Origin of the sequence: Solwaraspora sp. WMMA2080 (assembly GCF_027497395.1) — a bacterium.
GTDB lineage: Bacteria > Actinomycetota > Actinomycetes > Mycobacteriales > Micromonosporaceae > Micromonospora_E.
The window spans coordinates 1,951,413-1,974,849 of sequence record NZ_CP114910.1 but is presented as its reverse complement, the minus strand read 5'-3'; the positions used below and the strand labels follow the sequence as shown (position 1 = coordinate 1,974,849).

Sequence of the window (23,437 nt, the reverse complement as noted above, 5' to 3'; positions counted from 1 at the left end):
CAGTAGGTGGATCTGTTCGGCAAATGCGAGTATTCGCAGATGTCGGAGACGAGGTGGGGCCGCCCCAGAATTGATCTTCTAATTCGGCGTCCCTTCGCGAAGAATACTCATTATCCGCCGACGGGGACCTGATGCCACAGGTGCATGCTGATGCATCTCTGGCATCAAGCTCGACAGGTACCCCGACCGAGTGAGGTGATGCCCGCGGCCAGGGCGCCGGGAGTGGCCTGCGCCGCCGGCAAGGTACGACCGCAGCAGTGCGGCGCTCGCCCGGGCGTCCGCCAGCGCGCAGTGCGCGTCGGTGAGCGGTACGCCGATTCGTTCGCAGCAGTCGGCCAGCCTGCGACGGTGCAAGTCGGGAAGGTGGTCCCAGTTTGCCTCCATTGTGCACATATGTGGGCAGGTAGGCATCGTCCGACCTGCCCTTTCGTCCGCCGCCGGTGGCTGGCGGCTGTTCGCGATCCGCAGTGACCGCGGGGCGGCGTCAGCGCTGGTTTGTCAGCGCGGCGGGGGACAGGTGCCGGGCGTACGCCTCGGTGGTGAAGAACGCCGGCAGGTCCTCGCCGAGCGCCGTCTCCTCGACGATCCGGGCCGCCGCCTCGGCGCGGTCGCGGTCCGGACCGTCCCGCCCGTCGACCAGCGCAACCAGCTCCCCGGCCAGGACCGACCGGACTAGGTCCTCGGTGACGCATCCACCGTCGGCCAACGGGGTGCCGTGGTGCAGCCACTGCCAGACCTGACAGCGGGCGATCTCGGCGGTCGCCGCGTCCTCCATCAGGTTCCACAGGGCCACCGCGCCGGCACCGCCCAGCCAGGCATCGACGTACCGCAGCGCCACCGCGACGTTGGCGCGGACCCCGGCCGCCGTCACCTGGCCGGGCGTCTTGTCCACGGCCAGCAGGTCGGTCGCGGTCACCGCCACCTCCTCGCGCAACCGGTCGACCTGGTGCGGACGGTCGCCGAGCACCGCGTCGAAGACCTCCCGGCAGGTCGGCACCAGGCCCGGGTGGGCCACCCAGGAGCCGTCGAAGCCGTCGCCGGCCTCGCGTTGCTTGTCCGCCCGCACCTTGCCCAGCGCGGCCTCGTTGACCTGCGGGTCCCGGCTGGGGATGAAGGCGGCCATCCCGCCGACGGCATGCGCGCCGCGTCGGTGACAGGTCCGCACCAGCAGTTCGGTGTACGCCCGCATGAACGGCACCGTCATGGTCACCTCGGCGCGGTCCGGCAGCACGAAGTCCGGCCACTGCCCGAAGTTCTTGATGATGCTGAAGATGTAGTCCCACCGGCCGGCGTTCAACCCGGCCGAGTGCTCCCGCAGCTCGTACAGGATCTCCTCCATCTCGAACGCGGCGGTGATCGTCTCGATCAGCGTGGTCGCCCGGATGGTGCCCTGCGGCAGGCCGAGCCGGCGCTGGGCGAGGACGAACACGTCGTTCCACAGCCGCGCCTCGCGGTGGCTCTCCAACTTCGGCAGGTAGAAGTACGGCCCGGCGCCGGCGTCGAGCTGCCGGTGGGCGCAGTGGAAGAAGTACAGCCCGAAGTCGACCAGGCTTGCCGAGATCGGCCGCCCGTCCACCACGATGCCCTTCTCCACCAGGTGCCAGCCGCGTGGACGGACCACGATCGTGGCCGGCTCCTCGCCGAGGGCGTACCGCTTGCCGCGCTCGTCGGTGAAGTCGATCCGCCGGTCGAGGGCGTCCATCAGGTTCAGCTGCCCACCGATCACGTTGCGCCAGGTCGGGCTGGTGGCGTCCTCGAAGTCGGCCAGCCACACCTTCGCGCCCGAGTTCAGCGCGTTGACGGTCATCTTCCGGTCGGTCGGTCCGGTGATCTCCACCCGCCGGTCGACCAGCCCGGGTGCGGGCGGGGCGACCCGCCAGGTCGGGTCGGTGCGGATGTGTTCGGTCTCCGGCAGGAAGTCGGGCAGCTGGCCGGAGGCGTACCGGGCCCGCCGGGCGCGGCGGGTGTCCAGCAGCGCCACCCGCCGGGCGGCGAACTCGCCGTCCAGGGCGATCAGGAACTCCAGCGCCTCGGCGGAGAGCACCTCGTCGAACCGGTCGGCCATCGGACCGAGAATCTCGTACCTCACGCGAACTGCTCCTCCTCGGTCGAGCCGCGCAGCGCGGTGGTCTCGCCGGCCGGGTTGAGCACCGTCGAGATCAGGTCGAAGTAGCCGGTACCCACTTCCCGCTGGTGTTTCACCGCCGTGTAGCCGGCCGGTTCGGCGGCGAACTCGCGCTCCTGCAGCGACACGTACGCGCTCATCCCGTCACTGGCGTAGCCGCGCGCCAGGTCGAACATCGAGTAGTTCAGCGCGTGGAAGCCGGCCAGGGTGATGAACTGGAACTTGTACCCCATGTGGCCCAGCTCCCGCTGGAACTTGCCGATGGTCGCGTCGTCGAGGTGCTTGCGCCAGTTGAACGACGGCGAGCAGTTGTACGCCAGCAGCTGGTCCGGGTACTCGCGCTTGATCGCCTCGGCGTACCGGCGGGCGACCTCCAGGTCCGGGGTGCTGGTCTCCATCCACAGCAGGTCGGCGTGCGGCGCGTAGGCCAGGCCTCGGGCGATGCACGGTTCGATACCGTTGCGCACCCGGTAGAAGCCTTCGGCGGTGCGCTCGCCGGTGACGAACGGCCGGTCCCGCTCGTCGATATCGGTGGTGAGCAGGGTGGCGGCCTGCGCGTCGGTGCGGGCGATGACCACGCTCGGCACGCCGGCCACGTCGGCGGCCAGCCGGGCGGCTTCGAGGGTACGGATGTGCGCGCCGGTCGGGATCAGCACCTTGCCGCCCAGGTGGCCGCACTTCTTCTCGGCGGCCAGCTGGTCCTCCCAGTGCACCCCGGCCGCGCCGGCCGCGATCATCGCGGTCATCAGCTCGTACGCGTTGAGCACGCCGCCGAAGCCGGCCTCGGCGTCGGCGACGATCGGGGCCAGCCAGTCGGTCGCCGGGCCGTCCCCGCCGCCCGGCCCGGCACTGTCGGGTCCGGCGCCGTCCGCACCGCTCTCGGCGGTGCTGATCTGCGCTGCCCGTAGCAGCGCGTTGTTGATCCGGCGGACCACCGCCGGCACCGAGTTCGCCGGGTAGAGGCTCTGGTCGGGGTAGGTGTGCCCGGCAAGGTTGGCGTCGGCGGCCACCTGCCAGCCGGACAGGTAGATCGCCTTCAGCCCGGCCCGGACCATCTGCACCGCCTGGTTGCCGGTGAGCGCGCCGAGGGCGTGGACGTGGTCCTCGCTGTGCAGCAGCTGCCACAGCCGCCGGGCGCCGTGCCGGGCCAGGGTGTGCTCCTCGGTGATGGCGCCGCGCAGCCGCACCACGTCGGCGGGGCGGTAGCTGCGCCGCACCCCGTGCCAGCGCGGGTCGGTGTCCCATTCGTGTCGCAACTGATCCACTGCGCTCTGCACGGTCTCCACTGCGGTGTGCATCGTCGTCTCCTTCGGGTGGCGTGCGACCAACGGTCACACGACGCCGGCGACTGGTCGAGAGACGGAAGTAGCCAATTACTGAAAAGTCGTCGGCCCATTTTGCCAACTTGCAAAAGCATCTCTTCGCAGCCCTGCTAATGCTGGCCGGGCGCGTGTTAACGTTGGCGGATCGCAGCCGGGACGAGCGTGGAGGTGAGGGCGATCGCCAAGACCTTCGCCGGTGCCAGACTGCGCCGGATGCGTGAGGACCGGGGAATCAGTCAGACCGAGTTGGCCCGGCAGCTCAACATTTCAGCGAGCTATCTCAACCAGATCGAGCACGATTCCCGGCCGTTGACCGTCGCGGTGCTGATGCGGATCACCGAGGTCTTCGGCGTCGACCCGACCAGCTTCGCCCCGCACGACACCCCGCGACTCGTCGCCGGGCTGCGCGAGGCGCTCGGCTCCCGCACTGGCATCGGCGACCTGACCGAGTTCGCCTCCCGGCTGCCCGAGGTGGCCGAGGCGGTGCTCGACCTGCACCGTCGTTACCAGCAGGCCGACGAGCAGCTCTCCGAGCTCGTCGGTGACCGGGAGCGGGTTGGCCACAGCCCGCACGACCAGGTCACCGAGTTTTTCTACCGGCGGCAGAACTACGTCCCGGCGGTCGACGAGGCCGCCGAGCGGCTGTCCGATCAGATCGGCATCCGCCGGGGCGAGGCGCGGGCGGCGCTGCGGGACCGGCTGGCGCAGCGACACGGCGTACGGATCTCCCGCGACGACGCCGACTCCCTCGGCGGCGAGCTGCACCGCTACCGGCCGCAGACCCGCACCCTGCACCTGTCCACCTCGCTGCGACCCGGACAGGAGGCGATCCGGATGGCCGCGCAGATCGCCCTGCTGGAGTACGCCGACGTGATCGACGAGATCATCGAGGAGGAGAGGTTCGATGACGTCCAGACCCAGATCCTCACCCGGGTCGGCCTGGCGAACTACTTCGCCGCCGCGCTGATCCTGCCGTACGAGCGGTTCCTCACCGCCGCCGAGACCCGTCGCTACGACATCGACCTGCTCGCCGAGCACTTCGCGATGGGCTGGGAAACGGTCTGCCACCGGCTGAGCACCCTGCAACGGCCCCGCTCGCGCGGGGTACCGTTCTCGTTCGTCCGGGTCGACCGGGCCGGCAACATGTCCAAGCGCCAGTCGGCGACCGGGTTCCCGTTCTCCCGTACCGGCGGCACCTGCCCACTGTGGAACGTCTACGAGGCGTTCGGCTCGCCGGGCCGGGTGGTCACCCAGGTCGCCGCGATGCCGGACGGCCAGCGCTACCTGTGGATCGCCCGGACCGTCATCCGCCACCACGGCGGCTACGGTCAACCCGGCAAGGTGTACGCGATCGGACTCGGCTGCGAGACCCGTCATGCCGGTCGGCTGGTCTACTCGGCCGGGATGGACCTGCACGCCGCCGACGCCGCCACCCCGATCGGCCCCGGCTGCAAGACCTGCGAACGGATGACCTGCCCGCAGCGGGCCGCCCCGCCGATCAGCCGGCGGCTCGACGTCGACGAGAACCGCAGCACCTTCATTCCGTACCCGCTGCGGGACTGACCCGTACCGCCGGGGGACCGGACGGCGTGACCGCGCCGTCCGGTCCCGCAGCGGACACGGCGCAGATTCAGGAGACCCCGATCCGCTGCCACTGCTGGTTGCCGCCGGTGCCGCAGGTGTACTGGATCACCCGGGCGCTGTCGGCGGTGGAGTACCCGGCGACGTCGAGACACTTGCCGCTGTGCCGGGCCACGATCCGCTGGTAGCCGGAGCCCGCGTCGACCAGTTGCCACTGCTGGTCGGTGCGGCCCGGCTGGCAGGCGTACTGGGCGACGGCGGCGTGGTCGGCGGTGGAGCCGTTCGACACCGTCAGGCAGCGGTCGCTGTGTCGGGCCACCAGCTGGTGGTAGCCGGTACCCAGGTCACGTAGTAGCCAGTGCTGGTTGCCGCCGTTGTGGCAGCCGTACTGGGCGACGCCGGCGCCGTCCGTAGTGGACTCGTTGAGCACGTCGAGGCACTTGCCGCTGTGCCGGGCCCGCAGCGTCTCGTAGGCGTACCCGCCGCCGACGCCGGTGACCTGCCCGGTCGCGGTGTCGATACTGATCTGTGGATGCCAGGCCATGCTCAGCGACGTGTTCGACGGGAAGGTCAGCGGTAGCCAGACGTAGCGGGACTCGTTGACCCGGCCGCCCCAGGCGCTGGCCCAGCGGTCACCGAGGTACAGGTACGAGGTGGTGGCGGTGCCCTGCACCGGCAGGACGTAGGCCGGCTGCGAGCCGTAGGTGATGCTGTCACCGAACGTGGTCGGGGCGGTCCAGGTGCCGGTGATGCTGTAGGCGGTGGCGTACCGGGCCTGGTTGGGCTGCCAGCCGGTGGCGCCGGAGGTGACCAGGAAGTAGACGCCGTTACGTTTGAACATGGCCGGCGCCTCCCGGTAGTTGCCCGGCCACAGGGTCTGCACCAGGGCGGCGACGCCGGTGTAGTCGGGGGTCAGCCGGTAGATGTTCAGGTCCGCGTTGACCCGGGTCGAGGAGATCAGGTACGCGGTGCCGTCGTCGTCGCGGAACACGGTCATGTCCCGCGAGTCGTACCCGAGCGGCCGGAAACTGCCCAGGTACGTGTAGTCGCCGTCGACGGTGTCGGAGGTGGCCACCGCCACCCGGGCCTGGCCGTAGTCGACGCCGTTCTCCCAGTGCATCCAGAGCACGTACTTGCCGGTGGCCGGGTTGTAGAGGATCTTGGGGCGCTCGATGTTGGCGACGGCGAGCTCCGGGCTGCTGGACTGTCGCAGCACGTGGTTGCGCAACTCCCAGGTGCGCAGGTCGGTTGACCGGTAGACGGAGACGTACCGGAAGGTGTGGTCGTCGTGGCGGTTCTCACCGAACCAGTAGTAGTACCCGCCCACCTTGATCATGCCGCCGCCGTGGGCGTGGACGCCGGCGCCGGTGGTGTCGGTGAACTGGGTGGCATTGGTGACGGTGACCGGTGCGGCGGCGGCCGGTGCGGCGGCGAGCGCGAGCGCGGCGACCAGCATGAGCGGGACGGACAGGGCGGCGCAGGCGGTGCGGACCAGGCGCCGCCGCCAACGGCGGGGGTGTTCCCCGGGGCGGGGTGCGGCAGGCATCGGCTGCCTCCTTCGGGGTGGCCGGATGTGGCGTCGCGGACGTACGGCACCACGTGTGTCGATCCAGACTAGGCGTAAAAGCGATATGAATCGATGGCATGGCTCGCCGGTCACCTGTGGATCGTCGTACCGTCGTACCGAGCACTGAGCACCGACACACTGGATACTCGACACTCTGTTGTCGACCCCGACCCCGACCCCGACCCCGACCCCGACCCCGACAGGAGCACCCGGTGTCCGACGTCCCGAAGACCGCGACCACGGCCGAGCCACTGCACCCGCTGCTCGCCGACCGGTGGAGCCCGCGCGCCTTCGATCCCGAGCACCGGCTCACCGACCGGCAGCTGACCGCGCTGCTGGAAGCCGCCCGCTGGGCGCCCAGCTGCGGAAACAGCCAACCCTGGCGGTTCGGCGTGGTCCGCCGTGGCGATGCCGGCCACGCCAGCCTGCTCGACGCGCTCGACCCGGGAAACCGGGTCTGGGCGCATGCCGCCGCCGCGTTGATCGTGGTGGCCGCGCAGACCGTCGCCGACAGCGGCGCGACCCGCCCGTGGGCCGCCTACGACACCGGGCAGGCGGTCGCGCACCTGTCGATCCAGGCCCAGCACGAAGGGCTCGCCGTGCACCAGCTCGGCGGCTTCGACGCCGAACGGGTCGCGGCGCTGCTGCCCACGGCGGCGCTCAACCCGCTGGTCGTCGTCGCCGTCGGCCGCCGGGCGGCCACCATCGAGCTCGACGAGCCGCTCGCCACGAGGGAGCGCGCCGCCCGGCACCGGCTGCCCGTCGCCGACCTGCTGCTGTCGGTACGCCCGGCGTCGGTGCCCGACCCGGCGTAGCCGTCACCCCGGTTGACCTGGGTGGCTAGCATTTCGCGGGACCGGTGCGCCGAGCTGGCCGAGCCGGGCGCCGACTGAGATCTGCGGAAGGGGAACCGTGTCACGGGTCCAACAAGGTATACGCAACGCCGCCTACGCGATAGCTGAAGGTAACGATCCTCGCCAGATGGCCATGGCCGAGCTGCGCCGCCGTGGCGGTGCCGTGACCGGTGGGGCCGGTGGGGCTGGCGGCGGTCAGCCGGTCGAGGACGGGATGGACCCGGTCGACTTCCCGGCGGCCCGCGACCTCGGGGGCAGCATCGACACCGTCATGGAGCAGCGCCGGGTGCCGCTGGACGACGCGGGTGAGGTGCTCAACCGCAGTGAGCAGCGGCGCGGCGAGGGCGGGGCGGCGCACGTCATCTGCCCGATGGTGATTCCGCGCGGTCGTTCGCTGCTCACCATGCTGCCGGTGTCGCTGCTGCTGGTGCTCGGCGTACTCGGCTCCGCGGTGGTCGCGGTCGCCGGCGGCAACCTGTTACTCAACCCGCTGTTCGGTATCCACTACTGGGTGCTGTCGCTGTTCGCCGTCGGCTTCGTCTGGTGGCGCCAGGGCATGGTGATGGTGCCGGACGGCTGCGCCGCGCTGATCACCCGGTTCGGCAAGCTGGAGCAGGTCGTCGGCCCCGGCCGGGTGATCCTGCTGAACCCGTGGAAGCGGGTGTCGTACATCGTCAACACCACCCGCGAATACCCGTTCAACGCGCCGGTGCGCGAGGCCCCGACCAAGGGCGGCGTGAAGGCGTCCATCGACCTGTTCATCCAGTTCCGGATCAGTGACCCGGTGGAGTTCGTCTACACCCTCGGTGCGGTCCGCGGCTTCGAGGAGAAGCTCAGCAACGCGGTCAGCGAAACCATCCGCAGCCTGATCTACGAACAGCAGGCCGCCGACATCTACAACATGGTCGGCGAGGACACCGGCCGCCTGCTGGAGCAACTCAACCAGCAGTTCCTCCCGGCGGTCGAGCTGACCAACGCCAACATCACCCACGCCGAGCCGTCCGACCGGGAGTACCGGATGGACCTCGCCGCGCCCGAGATGGTGCGGGTCGCCAAGGACGCCTACACCCACCAGTACGCGTTGCAGCTGCGCAAGGAGCAGGACGAGGGCGACCTGACCAAGGAGCTGGCCACCCTGCACGAAACCCTGTCCGGCATCCAGGCCGAGATCGCCCAGTACCAGGCGCAGATGGACACCGCGGTCGAGCGGGAGACCAACCGCGCCGAGGCGCTCGCCCGCCAGCGGTACGTGCTGGCCGAGTCCGAGGCACGGGCCAACGCCGCCCTGCTGGAGGCGCAGGCCCTGGACATCCGGGCGGTCACCGCCGCCGAAGCACCGGAGATCCTCGACTACCGCTACCAGCGGGAGGTGCTCGACACCCTGGAGGAGGTCGCCGACCACCTGCCCCGGCTGGTGCGCATCGGCGGCTCCACCGACCCGGACGGCGCGGTGGGCGTGGACCTGCTGAAACTGGCCCGCGAACTGGTCGGCGAACGAGGTGCCGAACTGTTCAGCGAGACCGACATGGCCACGATGCGCACCCGGCTGACCGAGGTCGCCGCCCGGATCGCCGAACGCGAGCCGGAGATCGCCGCACTGCGCGAGGCCGACCAACCGACCGTTCCGGGCACCGACGCCGGCGTTTCCCTGGCCCCCGGTGCGCCGGAGCCGACCGACGACGAGACGGAGGCACAGCGGTGATGAGCAAACTCAGCGGCGGCAGGTCGGTCATCTCCGAGGCGGTGGCACCGTGGAGCGAGCTCGCCCAGCTGCTGCGCGGCGGTGACGCGGGCAGCCTCGTACCGGTGGTGATCCCCAAGCACCGGCGCCGGCTCGGCTGGATGGTGCCGCTCTGGCTCGGTCTGCTCGCCCTGCTGTCCGGCGTGATGTTCACCCTGAACGGGGCCGACGGGCTGGTCGGCGCCGCGTACGGCGCCCTCGCCACAGCCAGCTATCTCGCTGGCGTGGCGCTGCTGCTGCTCGGCGCGCTCTGGTGGTGGCGGTCGTCCATCGTGGAGATTGAACAGGGCACTCATGGGGTGCTGACCCGCTACGGTGCGGTCGTGCGCACCCTGGAACCGGGCCGGCACTACCTGTGGCATCCCTGGTCTCGGGTCGACTTCGTCGTCGACGTGGCCACCGAGATTCCGTACTCGGCGCCGGTGATGGCCTGCCCGACCCGGGAGAACGTGCCGCTGCGCTCGATCGAGTTCTTCATGAAGCTGCGGATCACCGACGCGGTGCTGTTCGTCCGGGCCATCGGCGCCGGCAACTTCGACCTGGTGCTGTCCAGCGCCGTGCAGGACGCCATCCGGCAGCGGGCCCGCCAGGTGCAGACCGAACGGGCGTACGACCTGCGTGGCTCCGACGTCGCCGACATGCAGGAGCTGCTCAACCGGCAGCTGTCCCGCTACGGCGTGCGGATCACCGGCTGCAACATCCCCGACGTGCAGCTGCCCACCCAGTACCAGCAGCACCTGGCCACCCGGGAGCGGGTCGCCAAGGAGCACGCCGCGTACGAGCAGGAGTGGGGGCTGACCCGCAAGCGGCGCATCGACAGCCTGCAGATGGACATCGAGCGGGCCAAGAAGGTGCGTGACGCCCGGTTCGTCGAGGTCAAGGCGGCCCTGAACAAGGCCCGTGAGCAGGTCGCGCAGCTGTTGGAGGAGCAGGAGACCAACGCGCAGCGGGTCCGGTTCGAGATCGAGACCCGGGGCCGCAGTGGGCTGATCGCCGCCGAGAACGAGGCCAAGGCGCAACGCCGGCTGGCCCAGGCGTACCGGGACAACCGGGCGGTCCTGCAGTACGAGCTGGCGCTGCGCCGGCTGGAGGTGGGCGCTGCGCTCGCCGGCAAGGCCCCGCAGCCGGTGGTGGTACGCACCGACGGTACCGGCGGCGGGGACGTCTCGGCACTGTCCACCCTGCTCACCGCGCAGTTGCTGCCGCGTACCGTTGCGTTGCCGGCCCGCGGCGCCGCCGCGAGCGCAGACGACGCCGACTGACAGACCCGATCGACTCGCGATCGGCGTGACCGGGCGGTCGGACCGGAAACGGTCCGCCCGCCCGGTGGCTCGGGATCAGGCGAGGGCGGCGCTGATGTTCTCCGCGTTGGTGCGGAACACCGTCAGCAGGTCCAGGTCGTCACCGGGGTAATTGATGATGTCGACCCTGGCGGCCCCTTCGACGTCTGGGTTGGCTCCGGGCAGGTGCGCGTTGGCCAGCACCACGGTCGGCTCTGCCGCAGTCAGTTCGGCCAGTTGGCTCGCGGTGACCGGCTGCGGGCCGTAGGTACCGGCGACCTGCAGACCGGCGAACTCCGCCCAGTACGCGATGAACAGCTGGGCCACCGCCGTTCCCGGCTCCGGCGCGGCCGTCTTGACCTGCTCGGACAGCTCCGCGTAGGTGCTGTCGAACTCGGCGAGCCAGGCGGTGGCCGCGTCGGCGGTGCCGAACAGCGCACCGAGCCGGTTCACTTCGGCGGTGATCGCAGCGGGAGTGTTCTCCAACTGTACGGCGATCAGCTCCGCGTCGCCGCCGGCAGCTTCGGTCAGCCGGTCGGCGAATCCGTCGAACTCGGCATACAGCACGTAGTCGGCGTCGGCGACGGCGGCCAGGTCACTGGGCTTCGGGTCGTAGTCCGGCGGATGCTGCACGTTGGCCGGGGCGATCACCGTGATGTCGGCGACCCCGGCGGCCCTGGCCAGCGCGCCGACCCAGGTGGTGGAGGCGACGATCGCCGGCCCGCCGGCCGGGGGGCCGTCGGCGTCCGGCGCGGTCTGGCCGGCGTCAGTGCTGCCACACCCGGTCGCCGACAGGGCGAGTGTGGTCGTCGCGGTCAACGCGACGACGGTTCGTGACCAGCGCATGCAGTGCTCCTTCAGGGATGAGATAGGTGAGCAGGGTCAGGGTGCCGGCCACCAGGACCAGGACGGGGCCGGGTGGCTGGTCGAGCAGCAGCGCGGCGGTGAAGCCGACCGCGTTGCCGAGTACGCCGAAGGCGACCGCCCAGGCGGCCATCGAGGTCAGCGACCGACCGAGGTTGCGGGCGGCCAGGGCCGGCAGGATGGTCAGCGCGTCGACTAGCAGCGCGCCGGTGAGCCGGATGGAGGCTCCGATCGCGACCGCCACGACGATGAGCAGCGCGAGCATCAGGCCGCCGGCGGCCACACCGGAGCACAGCGCCAGTTCGCGGTCGAACAGCAGCAGTGCCAGCTGCCGCCGGTATCGCCAGAACAACAGGTGCACGGCGACGGCGAGGACCGTCAGCACGACCAGGTCGACGTCGCGGGTGGCCAGGATCGACCCCCACAGAAGCTCGAACGCACCGGTGGCGTTCACCCCGGACACCGACAGCACCAGCAGCGCGGTGGCGATCGCGAAGGTCATCAGCAGGCCCATCGCGCCGGGCAGCCCGGCCGGCCGGCGGGCCAGCGGGGCGACTCCGGCACCGGCCAACCCGCAGGCCACCAGCCCGCACAGCATCGGGTCGAGCCCGACGAGCAGACCGACGGCGATGCCGAGCAACGCCACGTGCATGATCGCGAACCGGACGGCGATGATGTCCAGACCGACGATGAACACCCCGACGATCGGCAACCCGACGGCGGCGACGGCCAACCCGATCGCCGACCGCTGGACCGCCGGCAGGGCCAGCAGCTCGAGGAAGTGCTCCACCTGGTCAGACCACCCGTAACGTGCCGGCGGCCATCTCGGCGACCCGGTCGCAGGCACGGGACATCGCCCGGTCATGTGAGACGACGATGACGGTGACCGGCAGCCCGGCCAGCAGCCCGGCGACCTGTTCCTGACCGCCGAAGTCGAGCGCGGCGGTCGGTTCGTCGGCGAGCAGCGCACGGGCCCCAGCGGCGACCGCGCCGAAGGCCCGGGCCAGGAACACCCGCTGCAGTTGCCCGCCGGAGAGCGTGTGCAGTGGCCGGTCGTCGAGACCGCCGACACCGAGGGCGTCGGCCGCGTCGGCGGCGGCTGCCGGTGCGCCGCCGCTGGCCAGCAGTTCCTGGACCAGCAGCGGGAAATGCCCCGGGGTGAGCCGCTGCGGCACCCAGGCCACCTCGCGGCGTCGTCGTGCCCAGCCGTCGCGGCCGGCCGCGACCACGCCGTCGACCGAGACGGCACCGGCGGCCAGCGGGTGCAGCCCGAGGACGGTGCGCAGCAGCGTCGTCTTGCCGGAGCCGTTCGCTCCGGTCAACGCCACGTGCTCGCCGGCGTCGACGGCGAGGTCCACCGAGTGGACCACCGTGCGTCGGCCGTACCGGCAGGTCACGCCGCTGAAGGTGACGGGAGCACCGCCGGCCGGTCGCGCCACTGCCGAGGCGGCGGTGGCTGATGGTCGGGTCATCGGGGCGATCCGGCGGTGAGCTGCTCCCGCAGCCACCGCTTGTCCACCTTGCCGGCCGGCGACAGGGGCAACGCGTCGAAGATCCGCAGGTGCTCCGGCAACTTGGCACGTTCCAGGCCGTGCGTCTCGGTCAGGTAGCTGGTGAGTTCGTCGAGGGTTGGTGCGGACGCCCCGTCGCGCAGTGCCAGGCAGGCTGCCATCCGTTCACCCATCAACCGGTCCGGTACTCCCACACAGGCGACCTGACGCACCGCCGGGTGCTGTGCCAGGAGCAGCTCCACCTCGACCGGTGAGAGGTTGCGCCCACCCCGGATGACGATCTCGTTGCGCCGGCCGACCACATGGAGGAAGCCGTCCGGGTCGATCCGACCGAGATCACCGGTGCGCACCCAGCCGCCGTCGGTGCGGTACCGGGCGTCGAACTCGGCGTCGACGTAGCAGTGCGGGCTCATCGGCCCGAGCCCCCAGATCTCGCCGACGGCGCCCGTTGTGACGTCGCGGCCGTCCTCGCCGACGATCCGGACCGCCGCGACCGCCGGGTTGGGCCGGCCGACCGCGTCGTGCACCGCGGCCGGTGAAGCGGCCGGGTCGGTGGTGCAGTTGACCCCGTCCGCCGAGCCGTAGCAGTTGACGTAGGCGCAGCCGAACCGGTCCCGGCAGGCGGCCACCGTCGCCGGGTCGACCCGGGAACCGCCAGCCACTACGGCCCGCAGCGTCGAGGTGTCCACGTCGGCTACGGCGGGATGGTCCAGCATCATGGTGAACATCGTCGGCACCCCGAACACCAGGTGCGGGCCGTGCCGGTCGATCAGGTCGAGCGCCCCGGCGGCGTCGAACCGGGACTGCACCAGCAGGGTCCCGCCGAACCGTGCCACGGTCACCGCCGACCCGGACGACCCGAACGACGACGCCAGCGGCACCAGGAACAGGTTACGCATCGGACCGGGCCCGGTGTGCAGCGCGCCGATGAACGTGCCCCGGCCGCCGGCAAGGGCCTCGTGTGAATAGACGATCATCTTTGGGGCGGCCTCGGAGCCGGAGGAGACCAGGATCCGAGCGGGGGCGTCCGGCGCCACCGGCGGCCGGTGCGACAACGCGGTGCCGTCGACGGCCAGGCTTTCCAGACTGTCCGGGCCACCGGTCCCGGCCACCAGCACGATGCGCAGGTCCGGCAGGTCATCGCGCAGCCCGGCGAGCACATCGGCGTACCCGACGTCGCCGAACTTGTGGGCCACCACGACGGCGGCGGCGCGGGACCGGCGCAGCAGGGTCAGGGTGTCCCGGCGGCCCCGACCGATCGGGTACGGCAGCACGACCGCCCCGATCGCGGCTGCGGCGAGGTCCACTGCCACCGCCCGCCAGCTGTTGGGCAACTGGACGGCGATCACCTCGCCCGGCCGGACGCCGGCGGTGTGCAGCGCGCCGGCCAGTCGGTTCACCCGGTCGGCGAGCTCCGCGTACGAGTGGGTGCCGTCGTCGTCGATCACCGCTGCCCGATCCGGCGCGGCGGCGACCTGTCGGGTGAACAAGGTGTACAGGTCGGCGTCGGGGTAGTAGCCGGCATGGCGCCACCAGCGGCGCAGCTCGGCGGGGACCAGGTCGGTGGCGGTCAGCACGGTCACCGGAAGAACCTCCAGGGGGGTGTGACGAAGGCGCAGCCGTCGATGTCGAGCAGCGCTGCCAAGGTGGGGTCGGCGGCGAGCAGGCCGGGCTCCGGGCAGACCGGCACCGCGGCGACGCCGCCGGCCCGCAGCTGCCCGACGGCGTCGGCGACCGGTAGCTCGGCCAACCGGTCGAGCGCACCGGCCAGGCCGGCCCCGCCGGTGATCCGGGCCAGCGACGTGGCCGTGGTGCCCTCGGGTACGGCGAGGTGCCCCCCGGCCGCCGGCAGCGGGCCGTCGAGCGGACCCCCGCGCGGGTGGGCCGGCTGCTCACCGCGCAGTACCGGTCCCTGCAGCACACCGGCGGCCGACAGCAGACTGCTGTCCACCCGTTGGCCCCGGCCGTCGCGGTGCCCGGCGACGAGTCCGGCGAGGACACCCTGGGCGGCGACCAGCCCACCGAGCACGTCCAGCATGGTCATCAGCGAACCTGCCGGAGGCTCACCGGCCGGCCGCAGCTGGGCGCCGAGCCCGGCGTACGCCTGCACCATGAAGTCGGTGCCCGGGGGCGGATCCGATCCGCGCGCGTCACCCCAGCCGGAGGCGTACGTGTACACCAGCCGTGGGTTGGCCGCCCACAGGTCACCGGCGTCCAGCCCCAGCCGCGCGGCCTTGCCCGGTGCCCAGTTGTGCAGGAACGCGTCGGCGGACGTGGCCAGCTCCCGGACCGTGGCCCGGCCGTCCGGGCTGCGCAGGTCGGCCTCGACGATCCGCTTGCCCCGGTTGAGCGCCAGAAACCGGGCCGAGCAGTCACCCACCATCGGCGGCATCCCCCGTAGCGGATCGCCGCCGGCCGGTTCGATCCGGATCACCTCGGCACCGAGCAGCCGCAGCACCTGCCCGGCGAGTGGCCCCTGGATCCGTCGACCTGCCTCGACCACGCGCAGGCCGGTCAACGGTCCGCCCCCGGTGCCCCCGGCGGCACCGCCTGAGTCGACGCCGACGGCTCGGCGCTGCGGTCCAGCCGCGATCGTCCAGGGTGGTGTGTCGGCTCCCGGCAGGTAGTTGTCGCGGCTCCGGTCGGCATGGCCCCGTACCGGCTGGACCGCTACCCCGGCGGCTCCGGCCAACTCCTGCAACCGGGCCAACGGCACGGCGGCGACGGCGGCGTGCAGCTGCGCCGGCAGCGGAGCGGTCGCAGTCGCGTAGCGCAGCACGAAGGCCCGCCACGCGCGGGCCGCGACGGACGGCTCGACACCGAGACCGGTCCACAACTGATGCCACGGTGCCGGATCGAGGGTCTCCAACTCCACCCACACCCCGTCGGCGCAGACGAACGGGGGCGGCGAGCCAGCCGCGGTCGGTGCCTCGACGTACTCCGGATCGTCGGCACTGCCGGCGGCAAGGTACTGCGACACGGTCAGCAGCGCCGCCCCGGCCACCGGCACCCGCACGCTCTCAGGCGCCGGGCCACCGCGCAACCCGGCCAGTAGCGCGGCCAGCACCCCCTGCCCGGCGACCACCGCGGCGGCGGTGCCGACGTAGTCCAGGCTGATCCGTGCCGGCCCGCCCCGGGCCCGGCCGTGCACCGCCATCAGACCGTACCGGGCCTGAGCCGTCACCTCGTCCAACTCGGCCGGCCGCCCGGCGCCACCGGCCGGGTCCGCTGGCTCCGTCCAGTCCAGCTCGATCGGCAGCTGCGCCTCGTCCGGCCCAATCAGCCGCAGCGGCCCGGCGTCGCTGACCCGGTCGGCACCGAGTTCGACGAGGTGACGGGCGAGTACCCGGTGCGCGGCGGTGCCCCCAGCGCCGGCCAGCCGGTGACCGGCCAGCGGACCGGCCGGAACTGGAACGCCCTGCGGTCCGACTACGGTACGGGTGCCTTCGGCATCAACTGTCACGTCTGCTGTAGTCGCATGGGTCGTCTGTCCAGTTCCCGGGCGCTGCGATTTCCAGCTGTCCGATCACGATGGTGCGTTTGGGAGGTTCGCCGTGCATGTCCTTCAGCCTCAGGTGGCGGAGTTCGTCCGCAGCCAGGTGATTCCCGCCGAGGCCGCGCTCGCGGCCGGCGGTGAGCAGGGCCGGGCAGCGCTGGGCGCGCTGCAGCAGCGGGCCCGTGCCGCCGCGCTGTGGGCGATCCCGTTGCCGGTGGCACTCGGCGGGCAGGGGCTGGGACTGACCGACTACGCGGGGATCGCCGAGGCCGAGGGGTACAGCGACTACGGCCCGGTGGCGCTCGGCTCCGATTCGCTTCTCGACGCCACGATGCTGGACACCTACGCGACGGCGGCGGTGCGTGACCGGTACCTGGGCCCGATGGTCGCCGGCAGATGCCCACCCAGCTTCGCGATGACCGAGCCGCAGGTGCCCGGGACCGACCCCGCGGCCCTGCGGACCAGTGCTGTCCGCGACGGCGACGACTGGGTGATCACCGGCCGGAAGTGGTTCACCAGTCGGGCCGCGGACGCCGGCTTCACCACCGTCGTTTGCCGAACCGGACCGGGGTCGGCCGACGACGACCCGACCGGTCGGAGCTCCCTCAGCCTGCTTCTGGTGCCGACCACCGCACCCGGCTACCGGATCGTCCGTCAGCTGCCGGTGCTCGGCGCCGGTGGGCAGTACGAGATCGCCTTGGACGGGGTCCGGGTGCCTGGCGACCACCTGATCGGCGCCGCCGGGGCCGGCCTGCGGATCGTCGCCGGCCGGCTGTCGCTCGGACGTACCCTGCGGTGCCTGCGGTGGCTCGGCCAGACCGCGCGAGCCTTCGACCTGATGTGCCGACGGCTGACCGGGCGCCAGGTCGGTACGGCGGTACTCGCGGACAAGCAGCTGCTGCACGGCTACGTCTTCGACAGCCACGCGGAGCTGGCCGCCGCCCGAGCTCTCACCCGGGCCGCCGTCGCGGCTCTCGCAGCCGGGGGCGACGCGCGGACCGCCACCGGCACCGCGAAGGTCGTCGCCGCCCGGGCGTTCCATGCCGTCGTCGACCGCGCCGTGCAGGTGTACGGGGCCGAGGGGCTCACCGACGACACCCCGCTGGCCATGCTGTTGCGCGCCGCCCGGGCGGCGCGGATCCTCGACGGCCCGGACGAGTTGCACGTCACCACCGTCGCCACCCGGCTGCTCGCCGACTACCAGGCGACCAACGGTGGCGTGGCGGACTGCGCGGCCAGCGCCGCGGCCAGGAAGTAACTGCCCCAGACGACCTCGTGCCGGGGCGCGACGGCCCTGTCCAGGTCGTAGCATCCGTCGCGTAACGTGCCGTCGGCGGCCAGGTGACCGGTGACGAGGGCAGCGGTCGTCGCGGTGGCGGCCGACCGGTAGCGGGCCGCCCACGGCGCGGGCCGTCCGCCGAGTGTCCACAGCGCGGCGGCGGCGATCGCCGCCGCCGAGGTGTCCGGCGGCGCACCGGCGCGACCGACCACCGCCGGCGGCACCCGGGACGCCGATCCGTTCTGCCCGGTGACCGCCAACCAGTGGTCGGCGGTGCGCCTCGCCACCTCGGTGAAGTCGCCGCCGAACCGGTCGGCGGCCACCGCGAAACCGAGCATCCCCCAGGCCTGCCCACGCGTCCACATCTCGCCGTCGGTCGACGGTGCACCCACGGCCGGTAGTTCGCGTTCGGCCAGCACCTGACCGTCGGCGGCCACCAGCAGGGTGGCGCAGCTCGCGGCGTGGCGTCGGGCCAGCTGCCGGGCTCCGCTCAGCGGCCCGTCGGCCCAGCACAGCAACGCCACCACGGCGGCCAGTGCGTCGATGCCGATCCGGGGCGTCGGTGGTCCACCGAACGCCGACCCGACCGGGAACACACCGGGACCGGCGTCGAACGACCCGGCGAGCGCACGAGCACCGGTCAGGGCGACCCGGGTCGCCGTCGTGTCCCGGCAGATCCGTCCGCCGACCGCGGCCGCCCCGTACCAGAACGTCATGGCCCGGGTCACGGTGTCGTCGCCGGCCCGTGCGGCGAGGCGTCCGGTCATCTCGGTCGCGGCGGCCCGGCAGGACGGGTCGCCGCGGACCGCGGTCCCCAACCAGTGGAGCCCGGCCCAGAAGCCGCCGGTCCAGGACCCGCGTCGGGTGCTCGTCCAGTCGCCGCTGGCCGGGTCGGCGTAGAGCGGGAACCGCTCGCCGACCACGGCACGGACGTGCGGCAGCCGGTCCAGCATCGCGTTCAGCGCGGTCCGGGGCTGCGGTGTGCCGACCCCGACCGGCGGCCGGGGTCCCGGCGGCGCGGTCACGCCGGCACCGGTTCGGCGGCGGTGCGGCTCCTCAGGCGCAGCCCGGCGAGCGCGGCGACGGCGAACACTACGGCGACCGCACCCCAGGCGAGCGGGTAGCCGCCATTGTCGGCGAGCAGACCGAAGCCGGTCGGCCCCACCACGAAGCCGCTGAAGAAGCCGGTCGAGACCAGCGCCGAGGCATGACCGGCCGGAGCCTTGCGGCGCACCACGGCGAGCATCGACACCGCGTTCGCGCCGGTGGCCGTCATCCCCACCCCGATCGCACCCAGCCACACCAGCGGCGTCCACTGCCCGGCCAGCAGCACCAGCGCGGCCGAGACCGCCGCCGCGGCCGACAGCAGTGGCAGTGCCGAAGTCACCACCGGAAGCCGGTCCGCCCAACGGGTCCACCACAGCCGTCCGAACACGCCGGCGGCGCCGAACACCGCCAACAGCGCGCCGGCCGACCAGCCGGCCAGTTGCAACTGCTGTACGCCGTACAGCGGCAGGTAGGTGTTGACCGCGGACAGGCCGGTGCCCAGCAGCAGCGAGTAGCCCATCAGACCGGCGACCTCCGCCGGTGGTCGTGACCACTGCCACCACGGTCCGGCCGGTGTGTCCCGTCGGGGTGGCCGGGGCACCTGCCACCACACCACCGCGAACAGCCCCACCGCGAGCAGGCCGGCCAGTCCCAGCGCCGTACGCCAGCCCGAGGCGGCCGCGACCGATGGCAGCGCCAGCCCGCAGATCACCGCGGCGAGCTGCACACCGGACTGTTTCACCCCGACAGCGGTGCCCCGCCGGGGTGCGGGTACCACTGTGGCCACCAGCACGTTGGTCGCGGGGTTCGCCAGCGCCATCCCCAGCCCGGCGACGGCGACCACCGCGACCAGCACCGGGTAGCTGCCGGTGACCGAGCCCGCCAGGAGCGCGGCCGCGACGACCGTCGCCAACCACAGCAGCCCCCGCCGGGGCCCGACCGCGTCGACCAGCCGTCCGGCCGACAACGACACCACCGCCGCCACCGCGAACGCGACCGTCACCGGGACGCCTACCGCCGCTCGTGACACGCCCAGGTCCTCGGCCAGATACGGGCCGAGCGCACTGACCGCGTACAGCGGTAGCATCGACACCGCCATCGCCCATGTGGTTACCATCGTCGATGTCCGCCACCGCGTGGCCATCCGACGCCTCCCTTCATCGCCGCAACATCAGTCGGCCCGGCGAACCGTCGGGTTCCCGTTATCGTCGCCGGTCGTCGATCGATGATCGACCGACACACCGCGCAGGGCAGACGACAACTGGCGCGTCCCGGCGAGCTGGCTCGCCGAGACGCGATAAAGCCGCCGAGAACGAGGCCAAGGCGCAACGCCGGCTGGCCCAGGCGTACCGGGACAACCGGGCGGTCCTGCAGTACGAGCTGGCGCTGCGCCGGCTGGAGGTGGGCGCTGCGCTCGCCGGCAAGGCCCCGCAGCCGGTGGTGGTACGCACCGACGGTACCGGCGGCGGGGACGTCTCGGCACTGTCCACCCTGCTCACCGCGCAGTTGCTGCCGCGTACCGTTGCGTTGCCGGCCCGCGGCGCCGCCGCGAGCGCAGACGACGCCGACTGATCGACCGACCGAGGTCCGACCCCGGTCCGGGTACGGTGCATCCACCGCACACCGGACCGGGGAGGACGACATGACAATGGACGGATGGGTCGACGGTGGGTTCACCAACCCGGTGCTGCCCGGCTTCCACCCGGACCCGAGCGTCTGCCGGGTCGGCGACGACTACTACCTGGCCTGCTCCAGCTTCGAGTACTTTCCCGGCGTACCGATCCTCCACAGCCGCGACCTGGTCAACTGGACCCAGATCGGCAACGTGCTGGACCGCCCCGAGCAGCTGGCCATCCCCGCGTCGGCACCGTCGTCCGGCGGGATCTACGCACCCACCCTGCGCCACCATGACGGCCGGTTCTGGCTGATCACCACCAACGTGGCGGACGGCGGCGGCAACCTGCTGGTCTCCGCCGCCGACCCGGCCGGTCCGTGGTCGGACCCGGTGCCGCTGCCCGGCGTGGCCGGCATCGACCCCGACCTGGCCTGGGACGACGACGGCAACTGCTGGTGCACGACCGCTGGCGTCGGGCAGGTCCGCATCGACCCGCGGACCGGTGCCGCGCTCGGACCGACCCGCCGGCTGTGGTCCGGCACCCCGGGAGCCCAGGCACCGGAAGCCCCGCACCTGTACCGGATCGGTGCCTACTGGTACCTGCTGATCGCCGAGGGTGGTACCGAACGCGGCCACGGTATCTCCGTCGCCCGGGGCCCGGCACCGGACGGCCCGTTCGAGCCGTGCCCGGCGAACCCGATCCTCACCCACCGCGGCACCGACCTGCCGATCCAGAACACCGGTCACGGCGACCTCATCCAGGCACCGGACGGCTCCTGGTGGCTGGTCCTGCTCGGCGCCCGACCGCGCGGCGGCACCCCCGGCTGGCACGTGCTCGGCCGGGAGACGTTCCTCGCCCCGGTCGACTGGGTCGACGACTGGCCGGTCGTCGGCGCGCTCACCGAGCGGATGACCGCCCCGCGCTGGCCGGCGGAGCCGGTGACACCGCCGCCGACCCGCGACGACTTCGACGGCGACCGGCTGCACCCACGGTGGCTGTCGGTGCGGTCCCGGCCCGCCGACGCCTGGTCGACGAGCCGGCCGCCCGGCTGGCTGACCCTGCACGCGCGCGGCGCGTCGCTCGACGCCCCGGACGTCACCTTCGTCGGCCGCCGTCAGCAGCACCTGTCCTGCCGGGTCCGGACCCTGATCGACCCGGGTGCCGGCCGGGGCGGCCTGGCGGTGCGGATGGACGAGAACCACCACTACGCGGTCGAGGCCGGCGGCGGCGGGGTGCACGTCGCGGCCCGGATCGGCCCGCTGCGGCCGGTGCTGGACGCCCGACCGGTGCCGCCCGGGCCGGTGGTGCTGCGGGTCGACGCCGTCCCGTCGCCGACCTGGCATCCTCGGCAGGGGCCGGACGTGCTGCGGCTCGGCCTCGAAACCGCCGACGGTGAGTTCACCGTCCTGGCCGAGCTCGACGGCCGTTACCTGTCGACCGAGGTCGCCGGAGGCTTCACCGGCCGGGTGATCGGCATGTACGCCGCCACCGGCACGGTCCGCTTCGACTGGTTCGACTACCTCCCGGACCACGGCTGCCAGGTGTGACGGCTACCGCCATCGTCGCTGGTCACAGCCGGGGTGGCAGGTGTGACCGGCGTCCTTGGTGCCGATGATCACCGGTGGTTAGCGTGACCGGATGGTCTCACCCGGCACGGCCCGCGCCGACAGCCCGGCCGGTGTCCCACGGCCGCAGATCCCGCTGCTGCTCGGCGCGGTCTTCCTGGTCTTCCTCGGTCAGATGTCGATGAACCCGATCATCGCTCCGCTGGCCCGGGAGATCGGCCTCGCCGAGTGGCAGGTCGGGGTGACGATCAGCATCTCCGCGTTGACGGTCGTGGCCACCAGCCAACTGTGGGGGCGCCGGTCCCAGTCATGGGGCCGCAAGCCGGTGCTGGTCGCGGCGTTCACCCTGGCCACCCTGACGATGGCGTTGTTCGCGCTGCTCGCCGACCTCGGCATGCGGGGCGTCGTGACCGGCAGCACGTTGTTCCTGCTCTTCGTGGCGTTCCGGGGCGTCGGGTTCGGAGCCGCGCTCGCCGCCGTGCCGCCGACCGCGCAGGCGTACATCGCCGACGTCACCGACGACCAGTCCGCCCGGGTCAGGGGGATGGCCGGGATCGGGGCGGTGCAGGGCGTGGCGATGGTCGTCGGCGCGCTGGTGGGTGGGCTGCTCGCCGGGTTCGGGCTGATGGCTCCGCTGGTGGTGGTGCCGGTGCTGCTGGCCGCCGGGCTGGTCGTCGTCGCGGTGCGGCTACGCCGGGAGCACCGTACCGAGCTGATCGAGGAGCCGGTACGGGTCAGCGCGTGGGACGCCCGGGTGTGGCCGTACCTGCTCGCCGGGTTCGGCATGTTCACCGCGCTCGGCTTCATCCAGGTGGTCAGCGGATTCCTCGTCCAGGACCGGTTCGGACTGGATGCGGAGGCGACCGGGTTGATCGCCGGTACGGCGCTGCTCGCCGCCGGTGTCGGGATGGCGTTCGCGCAGACCGTCGTGGTGCCGCGTAGCGGCTGGCGGCCGGCAAGGCTGCTGCGGGTCGGCGGTGCTGTCGGGCTGGTCGGGTTCGCTCTGCTGGTGCCCGACACGCACATCGCGTTCCTGGTGGTCGCGATGGCCATGATCGGACTGGGTCTCGGTATCGCGATGCCCGGCTACGTCGCCGGTCCGACGCTGGCGGTTCGCCGCGAGGAACAGGGCGGGCTGGCCGGCCTGATCGGTGCCACCAACGGGCTCACCTTCGTGCTCGCACCGACCGCCAGTACGGCGTTGTACGCGGTCTGGGCGCCGCTGCCGGTACTGATCGGTGCTGTCGTGATGGCATGCGTCACGGCCTTCGTCCTGATCCATCCCGCGTTCCGCTGACGCGTCGCGGGCCTCGATGATGCCCAAGGGATCAGCGCGGTCATCGTTGCGCGGCCCTATCCCCGGCGTCGACGAGCAGGGTCCCCCAGGTCGACCCGGCCGGGCAGCAGACTCCCGGTTGTTGACGTGATGACATCTATCAATATGATGTGTGGAAAGCGCTTTCACGCACCTCACCGCAGGCCACCGAGGTTTAGGAGGTGACTCGGCCGACCGGCCGGCACCGGCTGGTCGGCGGATGCCAACTGCTGTCTCATCGTCGAACCTCACCCACCAGTGGTCCCGGTCGTCA

18 protein-coding genes are annotated in these 23,437 nt (G+C 72.2%); 8 read left to right on the top strand and 10 right to left on the bottom strand.

Annotated features, from left to right (window positions below; translation table 11 throughout):
• Nucleotides 1–484: 484 nt before the first annotated feature.
• Together aceB and aceA are read right to left on the bottom strand one after the other, a co-directional pair.
• Nucleotides 485–2,089 (bottom strand): malate synthase A, encoded by a 1,605-nt coding sequence (gene aceB / locus O7543_RS08920; RefSeq protein WP_281554255.1) that lies wholly within the window; start codon nt 2,087–2,089, stop codon nt 485–487.
• Nucleotides 2,086–3,423: an isocitrate lyase gene (gene aceA, locus O7543_RS08915; protein ID WP_281554256.1), complete on the bottom strand. Its 1,338-nt coding sequence runs from the start codon at nt 3,421–3,423 to the stop codon at nt 2,086–2,088. The genes aceB and aceA overlap by 4 nt, the downstream gene beginning before the upstream one ends.
• Nucleotides 3,424–3,615: 192 nt before the next feature.
• Between aceA and O7543_RS08910 the strand changes: the two genes are divergently transcribed.
• Nucleotides 3,616–5,010 (top strand): short-chain fatty acyl-CoA regulator family protein, encoded by a 1,395-nt coding sequence (locus O7543_RS08910; protein WP_281554257.1) that lies wholly within the window; start codon nt 3,616–3,618, stop codon nt 5,008–5,010.
• A 67-nt stretch (nt 5,011–5,077) separates the two neighbouring features.
• Here O7543_RS08910 and O7543_RS08905 read toward each other — a convergent pair whose 3' ends face one another.
• A complete protein-coding gene (locus O7543_RS08905) occupies nt 5,078–6,574 on the bottom strand; it encodes an RICIN domain-containing protein (RefSeq protein ID WP_281554258.1) in 1,497 nt (498 codons plus the stop codon).
• Between the two features lie 233 nt (nt 6,575–6,807).
• Between O7543_RS08905 and O7543_RS08900 the strand changes: the two genes are divergently transcribed.
• The 3 genes from O7543_RS08900 (at nt 6,808) to O7543_RS08890 (ending at nt 10,452) form a co-directional block, all read left to right on the top strand.
• Nucleotides 6,808–7,410, top strand: a complete 603-nt coding sequence (locus O7543_RS08900) for a nitroreductase family protein (RefSeq protein WP_281554259.1) — start codon at nt 6,808–6,810, stop codon at nt 7,408–7,410.
• 166 nt (nt 7,411–7,576) lie between these two features.
• On the top strand, nt 7,577–9,151 hold the full coding sequence (locus O7543_RS08895; protein WP_281554260.1) for an SPFH domain-containing protein: 1,575 nt from the start codon (nt 7,577–7,579) through the stop codon (nt 9,149–9,151).
• Nucleotides 9,151–10,452: an SPFH domain-containing protein gene (locus tag O7543_RS08890; RefSeq protein ID WP_281554261.1), complete on the top strand. Its 1,302-nt coding sequence runs from the start codon at nt 9,151–9,153 to the stop codon at nt 10,450–10,452. The genes O7543_RS08895 and O7543_RS08890 overlap by 1 nt, the downstream gene beginning before the upstream one ends.
• Before the next feature lie 75 nt (nt 10,453–10,527).
• Here O7543_RS08890 and O7543_RS08885 read toward each other — a convergent pair whose 3' ends face one another.
• From O7543_RS08885 to O7543_RS08865, 5 genes are read right to left on the bottom strand one after another with little or no spacing between them, the layout of a single operon-like run.
• Nucleotides 10,528–11,316: a zinc ABC transporter substrate-binding protein gene (locus tag O7543_RS08885; protein ID WP_281554262.1), complete on the bottom strand. Its 789-nt coding sequence runs from the start codon at nt 11,314–11,316 to the stop codon at nt 10,528–10,530.
• The gene (locus O7543_RS08880) at nt 11,237–12,124 is read right to left on the bottom strand and encodes a metal ABC transporter permease (protein WP_281554263.1); all 888 of its coding nucleotides are present in this window, start codon (nt 12,122–12,124) and stop codon (nt 11,237–11,239) included. The genes O7543_RS08885 and O7543_RS08880 overlap by 80 nt, the downstream gene beginning before the upstream one ends.
• Nucleotides 12,125–12,128: 4 nt before the next feature.
• Nucleotides 12,129–12,806 carry an ATP-binding cassette domain-containing protein gene (locus tag O7543_RS08875; RefSeq protein ID WP_281554264.1) on the bottom strand — a complete coding sequence of 226 codons (678 nt, stop codon included), beginning with the start codon at nt 12,804–12,806 and terminating at the stop codon, nt 12,129–12,131.
• The gene (locus O7543_RS08870; protein ID WP_281554265.1) at nt 12,803–14,428 is read right to left on the bottom strand and encodes a class I adenylate-forming enzyme family protein; all 1,626 of its coding nucleotides are present in this window, start codon (nt 14,426–14,428) and stop codon (nt 12,803–12,805) included. The genes O7543_RS08875 and O7543_RS08870 overlap by 4 nt, the downstream gene beginning before the upstream one ends.
• Entirely contained in the window at nt 14,425–16,308 is a 1,884-nt protein-coding gene (locus O7543_RS08865; RefSeq protein ID WP_281554266.1) for a CoA transferase, read from the bottom strand. The genes O7543_RS08870 and O7543_RS08865 overlap by 4 nt, the downstream gene beginning before the upstream one ends.
• A gap of 91 nt (nt 16,309–16,399) precedes the next feature.
• Between O7543_RS08865 and O7543_RS08860 the strand changes: the two genes are divergently transcribed.
• On the top strand, nt 16,400–17,599 hold the full coding sequence (locus O7543_RS08860) for an acyl-CoA dehydrogenase family protein (RefSeq protein WP_281554267.1): 1,200 nt from the start codon (nt 16,400–16,402) through the stop codon (nt 17,597–17,599).
• On the opposite strand, the gene O7543_RS08855 is transcribed toward O7543_RS08860, so the two are convergent.
• Together O7543_RS08855 and O7543_RS08850 are read right to left on the bottom strand one after the other, a co-directional pair.
• Nucleotides 17,539–18,645 (bottom strand): hypothetical protein, encoded by a 1,107-nt coding sequence (locus tag O7543_RS08855; RefSeq protein ID WP_281554268.1) that lies wholly within the window; start codon nt 18,643–18,645, stop codon nt 17,539–17,541. The genes O7543_RS08860 and O7543_RS08855 overlap by 61 nt on opposite strands.
• Complete coding sequence (locus tag O7543_RS08850; RefSeq protein WP_281554269.1) at nt 18,642–19,766, bottom strand: MFS transporter; 1,125 nt, start codon at nt 19,764–19,766, stop codon at nt 18,642–18,644. The genes O7543_RS08855 and O7543_RS08850 overlap by 4 nt, the downstream gene beginning before the upstream one ends.
• Nucleotides 19,767–19,789: 23 nt before the next feature.
• Here O7543_RS08850 and O7543_RS08845 point away from each other — a divergent pair, with 23 nt between their 5' ends.
• The 3 genes from O7543_RS08845 to O7543_RS08835 all read left to right on the top strand — a co-directional run bounded on the left by O7543_RS08845 (nt 19,790) and on the right by O7543_RS08835 (nt 23,145).
• The gene (locus O7543_RS08845; protein ID WP_281554270.1) at nt 19,790–20,239 is read left to right on the top strand and encodes a hypothetical protein; all 450 of its coding nucleotides are present in this window, start codon (nt 19,790–19,792) and stop codon (nt 20,237–20,239) included.
• Nucleotides 20,240–20,309: 70 nt separating this feature from the next.
• On the top strand, nt 20,310–21,830 hold the full coding sequence (locus O7543_RS08840; RefSeq protein ID WP_281554271.1) for a glycoside hydrolase family 43 protein: 1,521 nt from the start codon (nt 20,310–20,312) through the stop codon (nt 21,828–21,830).
• Between the two features lie 91 nt (nt 21,831–21,921).
• The gene (locus tag O7543_RS08835; protein ID WP_281554272.1) at nt 21,922–23,145 is read left to right on the top strand and encodes an MFS transporter; all 1,224 of its coding nucleotides are present in this window, start codon (nt 21,922–21,924) and stop codon (nt 23,143–23,145) included.
• Nucleotides 23,146–23,437 lie beyond the last annotated feature (292 nt).